The sequence below is a fragment of the Bacillus sp. B25(2016b) genome, from assembly GCF_001679765.1.
GTDB lineage: Bacteria > Bacillota > Bacilli > Bacillales > Bacillaceae_G > Bacillus_A > Bacillus_A thuringiensis_K.
In genome coordinates this window covers 4,066,906-4,081,335 of the sequence record NZ_CP016285.1, presented here as the reverse complement: position 1 = coordinate 4,081,335, position 14,430 = coordinate 4,066,906, and the positions used below count along the sequence as shown (strand labels likewise).

Genomic DNA, 14,430 nt, shown 5'->3' with positions numbered 1-14,430 from the left:
TGAAAGTGTTAGTAGCAGAAAGAGGGTACATATGGCAAAGCGTGGTACGAGAATTGCTGCCTTTTTCATCATCGTCTTATTAATCGGTGGAGTAATTGGTTCGGCAGGAAAAGACATAGCAAAAGGAATTAGTCTAGGACTAGACCTTCGCGGTGGTTTTGAAATTCTGTATGAAGTAAAACCAGCCAAAAAAGGTGATAAAATCGATCGAGACGTACTTGTAAGTACAGTAGGTGCTCTTGAAAATCGTGTCAATGTTCTCGGTGTAAGTGAGCCGAACATTCAAATCGAAGGGCAAGATCGAATTCGTGTACAGCTTGCTGGTGTACAAGATCAGCAAAAAGCGCGTGAAATGTTATCGACACAAGCGAAATTAACATTCCGTGATGTAGATGACAATCTCCTTATGGATGGAGCGGATTTAAAAGGCGGCGGAGCGAAGCAAACATTTGATGAGCAAGGCCGTGCAAGCGTAGGTCTTACACTAAAAAGCGCTGAAAAATTCCGTGAAGTAACTGAAAAAATTTCAAAAATGCCACCACCAACGAACTTAATGGTAATTTGGCTTGACTTTGAAGAAGGAAAAGATTCGTATAAAGCAGAATCTGCAAAACCGAATCCCAAGTTCTTATCAGCAGCAACAGTAAACCAAGTATTTAACCAAGCTGAAGTATCTATCGTAGGTGGAAACTTCACAGTTGAAAGTGCGAAACAACTTTCATCTTTATTAAATGCAGGTGCACTTCCTGTTGATTTAAAAGAAATGTATTCAACATCTGTTGGAGCGAAATTTGGTCAACAAGCGTTAGAGCAAACGATTTTCGCTAGTGCGATTGGTATCGCTCTTATTTTCTTATTTATGCTTGTATTCTACCGTTTACCAGGACTTGTAGCGGTTATTATGTTAGGTTTATACATTTTCGTTACATTACTTGTCTTTAACTGGATGCATGCAGTTCTTACGTTGCCAGGTATTGCAGCGTTAGTGCTCGGAGTAGGTATCGCAGTTGATGCGAATATTATTACGTACGAGAGACTGAAAGAAGAGCTGAAAATTGGTAAGTCCATGATGTCGGCATTCCGCGCTGGTAACCATCGTTCATTAGCAACAATTTTAGATGCAAACGTTACAACACTTGCAGCAGCTGGTGTGTTATTCGTGTATGGTAATAGCTCTGTAAAAGGATTCGCAACAAGTTTAATCGTAAGTATTTTAGTTGGTTTTATTACGAACGTATTCGGTACTCGTTTCTTATTAGGTTTACTTGTAAAGAGCCGTTACTTTGATAAAAAACCAGGATATTTTGGTGTGAAACAAAAGGATATTATTCCATTAACAAAAGGTGTAGTACATCCACCGACAAGATTTGATCGTATTAACTTCGTAAATATCGGTCATAAATTCCTTATTTTCTCGATTGTAGTTGTAATTGCAGGAGCAATTATTTTACCAATTTTCAAATTGAATCTTGGTATTGACTTTGCGAGTGGTACACGTATCGACTTGCAATCAAAACAAGCCGTTACTGTGTCTGATGTTCATAAAGATTTTAAAGAATTGAACATTGATGTGAAGGAAGAAAATATTGTACCGACTGGAGATGACAATAAAGGTTTCGCAGTTCGTACATTAGGTGTTTTATCAAAAGATGAAATTGCGAAAACAAAAACATTCTTCCACGATAAATATGGTACAGATCCAAACGTAAGTACAGTTTCACCGACAATCGGTAAAGAAATTGCACGAAATGCATTTATCGCTGTACTGATTGCTTCTGCGGTTATCATTTTATACGTAAGTATTCGTTTCCGATTTACGTATGCGTTATCTGCAGTACTTGCATTATTACATGACGCATTCGTTATGATTGTTATGTTTAGTATTTTCCAACTAGAGGTAGACTTGACGTTTATCGCTGCAGTATTAACAATCATCGGTTATTCTATTAATGACTCGATTGTTACATTTGATAGAAACCGTGAATTATACAAACAGAAAAAACGAGTGCGCGATATAAAAGACCTAGAAGAAATCGTAAATGCAAGTATTCGCCAAACGCTTGGTCGTTCGATTAACACCGTATTAACAGTGTTATTCCCAGTAATTGCACTGCTTATCTTCGGTAGTGAGTCACTACGTAACTTCTCGTTTGCGTTACTTGTTGGATTAATTGTAGGTACGTACTCTTCTGTTTTCGTTGCCTCTCAAATTTGGTTAATGCTTGAAAACCGTCGTTTGAAAAAGGGAAGAAACAAGAAGAAGGTTGAGAAAGTAGAATCTGAACCGCAAGTATAGAAAAGATGATGTCTCTTTATGAGGCATCTCTTTTTTCGTTTGTGGATACAATAAGATAGCAACTTTTTTACAGAAAGAAGATGGAAGAAAGTGGTGGTGTTATCACTGTATTTGTTAAAATAAAAAGATAGGTTAAGAAAAGAAGGGATTTTAATTATGGAAAAAGATGAACGTTTTAAACAGGCCGAGTTTGGTGCTATTGTCGGGATCGTTGGTAATATTATATTAGCGATTGTAAAGGCGGTAATTGGTTATATTGGGAACAGTAAAGCACTGTTAGCGGATGCTGTGCATTCTGCATCAGATGTAATTGGTTCGCTAGCTGTACTTTTTGGATTGCGAGCGGCAAAGCAGCCACCTGATGAAGATCATCCGTATGGTCATGGTAAAGCGGAATCGATTTCAGCGATTATTGTTGCGGTATTATTATTTATTGTGGGACTCGAGATAGCGATTTCGTCTATAAAAGCTTTTTCGCAAGAACTAGAACCGCCAAAAGGAATTACGATTTTTGCTGTTGTTCTTTCAATCGTCGTGAAAGAAGGAATGTTTCAATATAAATTCCGATTAGGGAAAAGAGTAAACAGTGATGCAATTATTGCAAATGCATATGAGCACCGTTCGGATGTATTTTCTTCAATTGCAGCTTTAATCGGTATTTGTGCAGCTATAATCGGTGGTAAGCTTGGTATAGACTGGCTTGTATATGCCGATCCGATTGCGGGATTAGTTGTTTCACTTCTTGTTGTAAAAATGGCATGGAGCATTGGAGCGGAAGCAATTCATGCAACGCTTGACCATGTTCTTCATGAGGAGGATGTTATTCCGCTTAGGGAAGCAGTTCTTCAAGTAGATGGTGTGAAAAAAATTGGTTCTTTATATGCACGGGAGCATGGTCATTATGTTATTGTCGATATTAAAGTGTCTGTAGACCCATACATTACCGTAGAAGAAGGACACCGTATTGGAAAACATGTGAAAGAAATACTTATGAAACAAGATAATGTACAAAATGTATTCGTACATATAAATCCGTATTCTCCAAATTAAACATCATTAACATTTTAGTATATAGATATTGCATCGTAGTTTGCATTATATTGTCACCCCTTAATCTGTCTTGTATAATGAACAGGTTAAGGGGTGATTTCGTGTTACAACCGAAGACGCGTTGGAAAGAAAAAGAATATAATGACGAGCGAGTGAGTGAATTAGCAAGTAAATTACAGTTATCGCCACTTGTCGTTTCATTATTCCTCGGTAGAGGACTAGATACAGAAGATAAGATTTTAGATTTTTTAAATACAGAAAATCAAGAATTTCATGATCCATTTTTATTAGAAGGAATGGATAGAACGGTAGAACGTGTAAATAAGGCGATTCAAAATGGAGAGCAAATATTAATATTTGGTGATTACGATGCGGACGGAGTAAGTAGTACGACGGTTTTATATCTTGCTCTTCAAGAATTAGGTGCAGAAGTAGAATTTTACATTCCAAATCGTTTTACAGAAGGGTATGGACCGAACGAAGAAGCGTTTCGTTGGGCGCATAGCGCAGGGTTCTCACTGATTATTACGGTCGACACGGGCATCGCAGCAGTACATGAAGCGAATGTAGCGAAGGAGCTTGGAATAGATCTAATTATTACAGATCACCATGAGCCACCGCCAGAATTGCCAGAAGCACTTGCGATTATACATCCGAAATTAGAAGGTGGCGTATATCCGTTTCACTATTTAGCTGGTGTAGGTGTTGCGTTTAAAGTTGCGCATGCATTATTAGGCCGTGTACCAGAACATTTATTAGAGATTGCAGTAATCGGTACAGTAGCCGATTTAGTATCACTTCATGGTGAAAATAGGTTGCTAGTGAAACGTGGTTTAAAACATATGCGTATGACGAGAAATATTGGTTTGAAGGCATTGTTTAAAGTTGCTAACGTTTCGCAAAGTGAAATTACAGAAGAGAGTATTGGCTTCTCAATTGCACCGCGTATTAATGCGGTCGGGCGTTTAGAAGATGCAGCGCCGGCTGTACACCTTTTATTATCAGATGATCCAGAGGAAGCGAAGGAGCTAGCTGAAGAAATTGATGAGCTGAACAAACTGCGAAAAGATATTGTAAAGCAAATTACAGAAGAGGCTATCGCTGAAGTTGAAAATAACTTCCCGCCAGAAGAAAACAAAGTATTAGTACTTGCAAAAGAAGGCTGGAACCCAGGGGTAATTGGAATTGTTGCTTCTAAATTAGTTGAACGTTTTTATCGTCCGACGATTGTATTAAGCATTGATCCTATAAAAGAAACAGCAAAAGGCTCAGCACGTAGTATTGCAGGATTTGATTTGTTTGCAAATTTATCAGATTGTAGAGAGTTATTACCACACTTCGGAGGGCATCCGATGGCAGCGGGAATGACGCTACATATGAATGATGTAGATGAATTACGTCGCCGCTTAAATGAACAAGCAGATGCAATTTTAACAGAAGAAGATTTTATTCCAATTACAGCAGTTGATGTTTTTTGTAAAGTAGAGGATGTAACGCTAGCGGCAATTGAAGATATGCAAAAACTAGCTCCATTTGGTGTTGGAAATCCGAAACCACGTATTGCAGTAAAAGATGCAGAGTTAGAAAGCATTCGCGCAATCGGATCAGATGGCTCTCATTTAAAAATGGCTCTTCGTGATGGACAAGCAACACTGGATACAATTGGATTTGGTTTTGGTGCATATGCGAAAGAAATCTCTCCAGTTGCAAAAGTATCTGTAATAGGAGAAGCGTCCATTAATGAATGGAATAATTTTAAGAAGCCACAACTAATGGTACAAGATATTGCTGTAGAGGCGTGGCAATTATTTGATTGGCGTAGTATGCGTAATGCAGAAGCAAATTTAGCAGAACTTCCGAAAGAAAAAATAACAATGGTGTATTTTTCTGAAGAGGTATTGAATAAATTTTCTTTAGAGAGCTATAAAGAAAAGCTCATGCATGCTTCAGAAGTAACGCATTTAGATGATCAATATATCGTGTTACTTGATTTACCAAAAGGAACAGATGAATTACGTGAGCTATTTAAGGTAGGATTCCCAGCGCGAATTTATACGCTATTTTATCAAGAGAATAACCATTTATTTAGTACAGTTCCGACGAGAGAACACTTTAAATGGTACTATTCTTTCTTAAGCCAAAAAACACCATTTTCTTTAAGACAATATGGAGAACAACTATGTCGTCATAAAGGTTGGTCAAAAGATACAGTAAATTTCATGACACAGGTGTTTTTTGAGTTAGAATTTGTTACAATAAAAGATGGCGTCATTTTTATGGCAGACAAAAAACAAAAGCGTGATTTAATTGAATCGAACACATATCGTGAGAAAATGAACCACTTACAATTAGAAAAAGAATTGGTTTATAGCACATATCAGCAACTATATACATGGTTTGAAACGATTCGTAATCATAAAGAAGTAGAACAGTTAGGGTAAAGGATTTGTATTTACAAACCTTTTAGATCTGAGGAGGATTCAGAAATATGGATTTCAAGCAACATATCGCAATTGTACCGGATTATCCGAAAGAAGGTATTGTGTTTAAAGACATTACACCTTTAATGAATGACGGTAAAGCATACAAAGCAGCAACAGATGCAATCGTTGAGTACGCAAAAGAAAGAGATATCGATGTTGTAGTAGGACCAGAAGCTCGTGGTTTCATTATCGGTTGCCCAGTTTCTTATGCGTTAGAAGTAGGATTTGCACCAGTTCGTAAATTAGGAAAATTACCACGTGAAGTAATTACAGTTGACTACGGTAAAGAATATGGTAAAGATGTTTTAACAATCCATAAAGATGCAATTAAGCCAGGTCAACGCGTATTAATTACAGATGATCTATTAGCTACAGGTGGAACAATCGAAGCGACAATTAAGTTAGTTGAAGAACTTGGCGGAGTTGTAGCAGGGATTGCATTCTTAGTAGAACTTACTTACTTAGATGGTCGTAAAATGTTAGATGGTTACGATGTATTAGTATTAGAAAAATACTAATCACTATATAGGTAAAACTACGGTGATAAAAAGTACCCGTGAATCTCTTGGAGAGGAGCGGGTACTTTTGTATAATTGAACAAAAAATCATGGTGAAATGTCAGTAAAATCTTTTCCTTTTCACAATTCACAATCATTGGGTTATAATGATAGAATATAATTTATTCTATTAAATAAAGATAAAGTCAATTTTCAATAAAAGGTGATTCGATGGCAAATGAGCAGGTACTAACAGCTGAACAGGTACTCGAGAAAGCAAGTCAATATTTAGCGGATGAAGATATTGAGCTAGTGGCACGTGCCTATGAATATGCACGTGATGCGCATAGCGAACAATATAGAAAATCGGGTGAACCGTATATTATTCATCCGATTCAAGTTGCAGGTATTTTAGTTGATTTACACATGGATCCAGCTACGGTATCAGCAGGTTTCTTACATGATGTAGTGGAAGATACAGAGATTACGTTAGAAGATATTGAACGGGAATTTAACAAAGAAATTGCTATGCTTGTTGATGGTGTTACAAAGCTTGGGAAGATTAAATATAAATCTCACGAACAACAACAAGCAGAAAACCATCGCAAAATGTTTATTGCAATGGCTCAAGATATTCGAGTTATTTTAATTAAACTAGCTGATCGTCTTCATAACATGCGTACATTGAAACATTTGCCTCAAGAGAAGCAGCGTCGCATAGCGAATGAAACGTTAGAAATCTTTGCACCTTTAGCACATAGACTCGGAATTAGTACTATTAAGTGGGAGCTAGAGGATACGTCACTTCGCTATTTAAATCCACAACAATATTATCGTATTGTAAATTTAATGAAGCGTAAACGTGCAGAACGTGAAGAATATTTAGAGGAAGTAATGACTGGTATTCGTGAGAAATTAGACGAAGTTGCGATACAACCTGAGATTTCTGGAAGACCGAAACATATTTACAGTATTTATCGTAAAATGGCACTGCAAAATAAGCAGTTCAATGAAATTTACGATTTATTAGCTGTACGTGTCGTTGTAAATAGTATTAAAGATTGTTATGCGGTGCTTGGAATTATTCATACGTGCTGGAAGCCGATGCCAGGTCGTTTTAAAGATTATATTGCAATGCCAAAAGCAAATCTATATCAATCTCTTCATACGACTGTAATTGGACCGAAAGGTGATCCACTTGAAGTGCAAATTCGAACGAAAGAAATGCACGAAATTGCAGAATTCGGGATCGCGGCACACTGGGCGTACAAAGAAGGAAAAACAGCAGAAACAACAGGTACATTAGAGAAGAAACTCACATGGTTCCGTCAAATATTAGAATGGCAAAATGAAGCTTCTAATGCAGAAGAATTTATGGAGTCATTAAAAATTGATTTATTCTCTGACATGGTGTTCGTCTTTACACCGAAAGGCGATGTAATGGAATTACCACTTGGATCGGTTCCGATTGATTTCGCGTATCGTGTCCATTCGGAAATTGGGAATAAAACAATTGGTGCAAAAGTAAACGGGAAAATGGTGACGCTGGATTATAAATTAAAAACAGGGGACATCATTGAAATTTTAACGTCGAAACATTCATATGGCCCAAGTCAAGATTGGGTAAAACTTGCTCAAACATCTCATGCGAAAAATAAAATTCGTCAATTCTTTAAGAAACAACGTAGAGACGAAAATATTGAAAAAGGCCGTGAACTTGTTGAAAAGGAAGTACGTGGTCTAGAGTATGAGATGAAAGAAGTATTAGCGCCTGATAACTTAAAACGCGTCGCTGAAAAATTTAACTTTGCAAATGAAGAAGATATGTTTGCAGCAGTTGGATATAGTGGAATTACAGCTTCGCAAATTGTTACGCGACTAACGGACAAGTTCCGCAAACAACGCGAAGAAGAAGAAATTGTTGAAGTTAAAGAAGTTCGTAAACCGATGAAAATTCGAAAATGGGATTCTGGTGTAAAGGTAAGCGGTGCTGATAATTTATTAATCCGTTTATCGAAATGCTGTAACCCAGTTCCAGGTGATGATATCGTTGGGTATATTACGAAAGGTCGAGGTGTATCGATTCACCGCCGTGATTGTGTAAACGTTCATACAGAAGAAGCTGTAGAACGATTATTAGAAGTAGAGTGGGAAGGTAGCCCTGAAAAAGAAATTGAGTATAACGTTGATATTGAAATTTCAGGTTACGATCGCCGTGGTTTATTAAATGAAGTACTGCAAGCTGTTACAGAGACGAAAACGTACATTTCAGCTGTTTCTGGTAGAAGTGACCGTAATAAGATGGCAACAATTAATATGTCAATCTCGATTCGTAACTTACAACACTTGAAAAAAGTAGTAGAACGCATTAAACGCGTTCCAGAAATTTATGCAGTACGACGCATGATGCATTAATAGGGAGTGTAGAAAGATGAGAGTTGTTTTACAACGATCAAAGAAAGCGTCTGTCACAGTAGACGGTGAGATCGTAGGACAAATTCCGTTCGGTTTAACATTACTAGTTGGCATTACGCATGAAGATACAGAAAAAGATGCAACTTACATTGCAGAAAAAATTGCGAACTTACGTATTTTTGAAGATGAGAGCGGAAAGATGAATCATTCTGTACTTGATGTAGAAGGACAAGTTCTATCTATTTCGCAATTCACATTATACGGAGATTGCCGCAAGGGAAGACGTCCAAACTTTATGGATGCTGCGAAACCTGACTATGCAGAGCGTTTATACGATTTCTTTAATGAAGAAGTTCGTAAACAAGGATTACATGTGGAAACAGGAAAGTTCGGAGCAATGATGGATGTTTCTTTGATCAATGATGGTCCGGTGACCTTAATTGTAGAAAGTAAATAGTGTTGATAAAAAAGAGAGGGTTATATAATCCTCTCTTTTTTATACATTGTTGTATGTTTTGTTCATTTATCATAGGATTAATTTAAAGGGGAATAAAAGGAAAAGAAGGTGTAGTATGCTTCAAGAATTTAATATAGCTTTACGTTTTATGCTAGAGTTATGTATTCTTGGGATTGTTGGATACTGGGGGTTTCGAGTAGGAACAACAATGGCTATAAAAATTACACTTGCTATTATAATTCCAATTGTTTTTGCTGTCATTTGGGGGCTATTTGGAGCTCCACATGCAGAATGGGAAGTACAAGGTATATTACATGTATTACTAGAAATTATCGTATTTGGAGTAGGTATTGTAGCGTTATATCATTTGAAGCATCATATGCTAGCAAGTGGACTGGCTATTGTTATTGTTGTAAATCGAATACTAATGTTTATTTGGAATCAATAGCAGTTTCGGTTATGTATAACTCTCTCATCAATATGGAACAATAAAAAGTAAAACATCCATATTGAATGTGAGGGATATACGTATGCGTATGAATGAAAAAGGGCATTCTGTTACAAATGGTGCAAATCAGCTATTTAACGTGAATTTTCATGATTTTATTTCAAAAGAGCAAAACAATACTTCAATGGAGCTTGCTTCCGAGTTTGGGATTTCTCTTCAAGATGTAAAGCGTTTAAAGAAGCAGATTGAACGCTCTTAGAGCACTTGACAATCCTACTGAACAAACGTATAGTAATTTTATATTTACATATGAATATAACCGTTGATAGAGAAGAGTAAATGAGACACACATGGAAAGAGAAGAAATGTCTTAGGCTGAAAACATTTCTACATGATGACTGATTGAATGACACTCTAGAGGTTTCAACTTGAACGGCATATACGCTTAGTAGGGATGAACGCACATTTAAGCGTTATTAAAAAAGTGGAAGCATACGTGCTTCAATTAGGGTGGCACCACGGGTATAATACTCTCGTCCCTACTGTTCAAACAGTAGAGGCGGGAGTTTTTTTATTTTTATTAAGATTAAAACAATTTGAGGAGGAACTGAATATGTCTATTCAAATCCCACGGGGAACGCAAGATATTCTTCCAGGCACTGTTGAGTTATGGCAGTATATCGAAGGGCAAGCACGCGAAATTTGCCGTCGTTACAATTATAAAGAAATTCGTACACCGATTTTTGAACACACTGAGTTATTTTTACGTGGTGTTGGTGATACGACAGATATCGTACAAAAAGAAATGTACTCATTCCAAGATCGTGGAGAGCGCAGCTTAACATTACGTCCAGAAGGCACTGCACCTGTTGTACGTTCTTACGTTGAAAATAAAATGTTCGGTGACGCAACACAACCAACGAAATTATATTATATCGGTCAAATGTTCCGTTATGAAAGACCACAAGCGGGTCGCTATCGTCAATTCGTACAATTCGGTATCGAAGCAATCGGCAGTAATGACCCTGCAATTGATGCAGAAGTAATTGCACTTGCTGTTGAATTTTACCGCGGCATGGGCTTAAAAAATATTAAAGTTGTATTAAACAGTTTAGGTGACACAGCAAGCCGTCAAGCACACCGTGATGCATTAATCGCACACTTTGAGCCACGTATCGGTGAGTTCTGTTCTGACTGTCAATCTCGTTTAGAAAAGAACCCTCTTCGTATTTTAGATTGTAAGAAGGACCGTAACCATGAATTAATGGGAACAGCACCATCTATTACAGAATACTTAAACGAAGATTCAGCAGTATACTACGACAAAGTTCAAGAACTATTAACGATGATGGATGTTCTATTTGAAAAAGATCCGAACTTAGTACGTGGTTTAGACTACTACCAACACACTGTATTTGAAATTATGAGTGAGGCAGAAGGTTTCGGTGCTATCACTACATTAAGTGGTGGTGGACGTTACAACGGACTTGTACAAGAAATCGGTGGACCAGAAATGCCAGGTATCGGTTTTGCGATGAGTATTGAACGTTTAATTATGGCGCTAAAAGCTGAAAATATTGAATTACCAATTGAACATAGCATTGATTGTTACGTTGTAGCGCTTGGTGAAAAAGCAAAAGATCATGCTGCAAAAGTTGCGTTTGATCTTCGAAAAGCTGGATTATCAGTTGAGAAAGATTATTTAGACCGCAAAATGAAAGCACAATTTAAATCAGCAGATCGTCTAAAAGCGAAATTTGTAGCTGTATTAGGGGAAGATGAGCTAGATAAAGGCATCATTAACTTAAAAGATATGGCAACGGGCGAACAAGAAGAAGTAGCATTAGATGTATTTGCTTCATACGTAGCAGAGAAATTAATATAGGGGGAACTTACAGTGGCTGAAAGAACACATTCATGTGGAAAAGTAACAGTAGAAGCAGTTGGACAGACGGTTCAATTAAAAGGTTGGGTACAAAAACGCCGTGACTTAGGTGGATTAATCTTTATCGATTTACGTGACCGTACAGGTATCGTACAAGTTGTATTTAACCCAGAAACATCAAAAGAAGCGTTAGAAGTAGCAGAAACAATTCGTAGCGAATACGTATTACACGTAGAAGGTACAGTTGTTGAACGTGGTGAAGGCGCAATTAATGACAATATGGCGACTGGTCGTATTGAAGTACAAGCAATAAAAGTAAATGTACTAAATGCAGCGAAAACAACGCCAATTATCATTGCTGATGATACAGATGCATCAGAAGATGTGCGTTTAAAATATCGTTATTTAGACTTACGTCGTCCCGTAATGTTCAACACATTCAAAATGCGTCACGACGTAACAAAAACAATTCGTAACTTCCTAGATACAGAAGAGTTCTTAGAAGTAGAAACACCAATTTTAACGAAAAGCACGCCAGAAGGAGCTCGTGACTATTTAGTACCAAGTCGTGTACATGATGGTGAATTCTATGCGTTACCACAGTCTCCACAGCTATTTAAACAGCTTCTTATGGTCGGCGGATTTGAGCGCTACTATCAAGTAGCACGCTGTTTCCGTGACGAAGATTTACGTGCAGACCGTCAACCTGAATTCACGCAAATCGATATCGAAGCTTCATTCTTAACACAAGATGAAATTTTAGATATGATGGAGCGTATGATGACGAAAGTTATGAAGGATGCAAAGGGTGTAGAAGTTAGTGCACCATTCCCTCGTATGAAATATGCTGATGCAATGGCTCGCTACGGTTCTGATAAGCCAGATACACGCTTTGAAATGGAACTAACAGACTTATCTGAGTTTACAGCAGGTTGTGGCTTTAAAGTGTTTACAAGTGCTGTAGAAAGCGGCGGACAAGTAAAAGCAATTAATGCAAAAGGCGCTGCGAGCAAATACTCTCGCAAAGACATCGATGCATTAACTGAATTCGTGAAAGTATACGGTGCGAAAGGTCTAGCTTGGCTTAAAGTGGAAGAAGACGGCCTAAAAGGACCGATTGCGAAATTCTTCAGTGAAGAAGATGCAAATGTGTTAATGAGCACATTAGAAGCTACTGCTGGCGACTTATTACTATTCGTAGCAGATAAGAAGAGCGTTGTTGCAGATAGCTTAGGCGCACTTCGTTTACGTCTAGGTAAAGAGCTTGAGCTAATTGACGAAAGTAAATTTAACTTCCTATGGGTAACGGATTGGCCACTTCTTGAGTACGATGAAGATGCAGATCGTTACTTCGCAGCTCACCACCCATTCACAATGCCATTCCGTGAAGACGTTGAGTTACTAGAAACAGCACCAGAAAAAGCACGTGCACAAGCATATGACCTTGTATTAAACGGTTATGAGCTTGGTGGTGGATCACTTCGTATTTACGAGCGTGACGTACAAGAAAAAATGTTCAAAGCACTTGGATTCTCACAAGAAGAAGCGCAAGAGCAATTCGGATTCTTATTAGAAGCATTCGAATACGGTACACCACCACACGGCGGAATCGCATTAGGTTTAGATCGTCTTGTTATGTTACTTGCAGGCCGTACGAACCTTCGTGATACAATTGCATTTCCGAAAACAGCAAGCGCAAGTTGCTTATTAACAGAAGCTCCAAGCCCAGTTGCAGAAGCGCAGCTTGAAGAGTTAAACTTAAAATTAAGCTTAAAAGAAGAGAAGTAAGAATAGGGTCTAGATGGTTATACTAATACCATCTAGACTTTTTTTGGAAGGAAGTTAAAAAAGTCCGGTTCAGATAACTATCGCATCTCATCGTTACGTATGCCAGTCCGGTGCTCGAGTAGTATTTCTACACTGCGCTCCTCCTGGCTTCAGCGCCTGAATCTGCTCGGTTCTCTGAATCAAACGTGTATTTAGGAAGAAAGAAAATTCTGGTCTATGTTTTCATTCTCGAAATATGTATTTTAGGAATTCTATAACTTTTTCTATACAAATAGTCGGAAAAACGCTAGAATACATGGTAGACCATTTTTGTAATAGGAGTGTAGAGCTGAATGTTACATCAATTTTCACGTAATGAATTAGCCTTCGGTAAAGAAGGACTTGAAATATTAAAAAATAGTACAGTCGGTATTTTAGGAATTGGCGGCGTAGGTTCTTTTGCAGCTGAAGCGTTAGCACGTTCTGGCGTAGGGCGTCTCGTATTAGTTGATAAAGACGTTGTAGATATTACAAACGTAAACCGTCAAATTCACGCTTTAGTATCTACTGTAGGGCGTTCAAAAGTAGAATTAATGAAAGAGCGTATCGCAGACATTAACCCAGAGTGTGAAGTAATTGGACTAGAAATGTTTTATACAGATGAAACATATGAAGAGTTCTTTAAGCACGGTTTAGACTTCGTAGTGGATGCATCTGATACGATTACGTTCAAAATTCATTTAATTAAACAGTGCTTACGTCGCAAAATTAAAATTATCTCAAGTATGGGTGCTGCAAATAAAATGGACCCAACTCGTTTCCGTATTGCAGATATCTCTAAAACACATACAGATCCAATTGCGAAAGTCATTCGTACGAAGCTTCGTAAAGAGGGTATTAAAAAAGGTGTAAAAGTTGTCTTTTCTGACGAAAACCCAATCGTAATTCGTGAAGAGGTACGTAAAGAAATTGTACCAGACGAAAATGCAAAAATTCGTAAAGCGAAATTACCGCCTTCATCAAATGCATTCGTACCATCAGTGGCAGGCCTAATTATGGCAAGTCACGTTGTACGTGAACGTATTAAAAACGTAGAAGTGAAGCGTGTAGGGCAAGAATAAAGTGAAAGCAT

The 14,430-nt window shown here is 37.7% G+C and carries 11 protein-coding genes and 1 other annotated feature; all 11 genes read left to right on the top strand.

The window, feature by feature from the left end:
• Positions 1–31 precede the first annotated feature (31 nt).
• The 11 genes from secDF (at position 32) to BAQ53_RS20800 (ending at position 14,419) form a co-directional block, all read left to right on the top strand.
• The gene (secDF, locus tag BAQ53_RS20850) at positions 32–2,296 is read left to right on the top strand and encodes a protein translocase subunit SecDF (protein WP_001119051.1); all 2,265 of its coding nucleotides are present in this window, start codon (positions 32–34) and stop codon (positions 2,294–2,296) included.
• A gap of 156 nt (positions 2,297–2,452) precedes the next feature.
• Entirely contained in the window at positions 2,453–3,346 is an 894-nt protein-coding gene (locus tag BAQ53_RS20845) for a cation diffusion facilitator family transporter (RefSeq protein ID WP_000409743.1), read from the top strand.
• A gap of 101 nt (positions 3,347–3,447) precedes the next feature.
• A complete protein-coding gene (recJ, locus tag BAQ53_RS20840; RefSeq protein WP_000941239.1) occupies positions 3,448–5,787 on the top strand; it encodes a single-stranded-DNA-specific exonuclease RecJ in 2,340 nt (779 codons plus the stop codon).
• Between the two features lie 47 nt (positions 5,788–5,834).
• On the top strand, positions 5,835–6,347 hold the full coding sequence (locus BAQ53_RS20835; RefSeq protein ID WP_000346215.1) for an adenine phosphoribosyltransferase: 513 nt from the start codon (positions 5,835–5,837) through the stop codon (positions 6,345–6,347).
• A 210-nt stretch (positions 6,348–6,557) separates the two neighbouring features.
• Entirely contained in the window at positions 6,558–8,741 is a 2,184-nt protein-coding gene (relA, locus tag BAQ53_RS20830; protein WP_001262803.1) for a GTP diphosphokinase, read from the top strand.
• A 16-nt stretch (positions 8,742–8,757) separates the two neighbouring features.
• Positions 8,758–9,198 (top strand): D-tyrosyl-tRNA(Tyr) deacylase, encoded by a 441-nt coding sequence (locus BAQ53_RS20825; RefSeq protein WP_001266965.1) that lies wholly within the window; start codon positions 8,758–8,760, stop codon positions 9,196–9,198.
• Between the two features lie 115 nt (positions 9,199–9,313).
• On the top strand, positions 9,314–9,646 hold the full coding sequence (locus BAQ53_RS20820; RefSeq protein WP_000938749.1) for a YrdB family protein: 333 nt from the start codon (positions 9,314–9,316) through the stop codon (positions 9,644–9,646).
• An 82-nt stretch (positions 9,647–9,728) separates the two neighbouring features.
• Positions 9,729–9,905 (top strand): hypothetical protein, encoded by a 177-nt coding sequence (locus BAQ53_RS20815; RefSeq protein WP_001242605.1) that lies wholly within the window; start codon positions 9,729–9,731, stop codon positions 9,903–9,905.
• Between the two features lie 54 nt (positions 9,906–9,959).
• Positions 9,960–10,190: a binding site (T-box leader), on the top strand.
• Between the two features lie 69 nt (positions 10,191–10,259).
• Positions 10,260–11,531, top strand: a complete 1,272-nt coding sequence (gene hisS / locus BAQ53_RS20810; RefSeq protein ID WP_208906208.1) for a histidine--tRNA ligase — start codon at positions 10,260–10,262, stop codon at positions 11,529–11,531.
• A gap of 12 nt (positions 11,532–11,543) precedes the next feature.
• On the top strand, positions 11,544–13,319 hold the full coding sequence (gene aspS / locus BAQ53_RS20805; RefSeq protein ID WP_208906207.1) for an aspartate--tRNA ligase: 1,776 nt from the start codon (positions 11,544–11,546) through the stop codon (positions 13,317–13,319).
• 332 nt (positions 13,320–13,651) lie between these two features.
• Positions 13,652–14,419 (top strand): tRNA threonylcarbamoyladenosine dehydratase, encoded by a 768-nt coding sequence (locus tag BAQ53_RS20800; RefSeq protein ID WP_000903177.1) that lies wholly within the window; start codon positions 13,652–13,654, stop codon positions 14,417–14,419.
• The last annotated feature ends 11 nt before the right edge of the window (positions 14,420–14,430 follow it).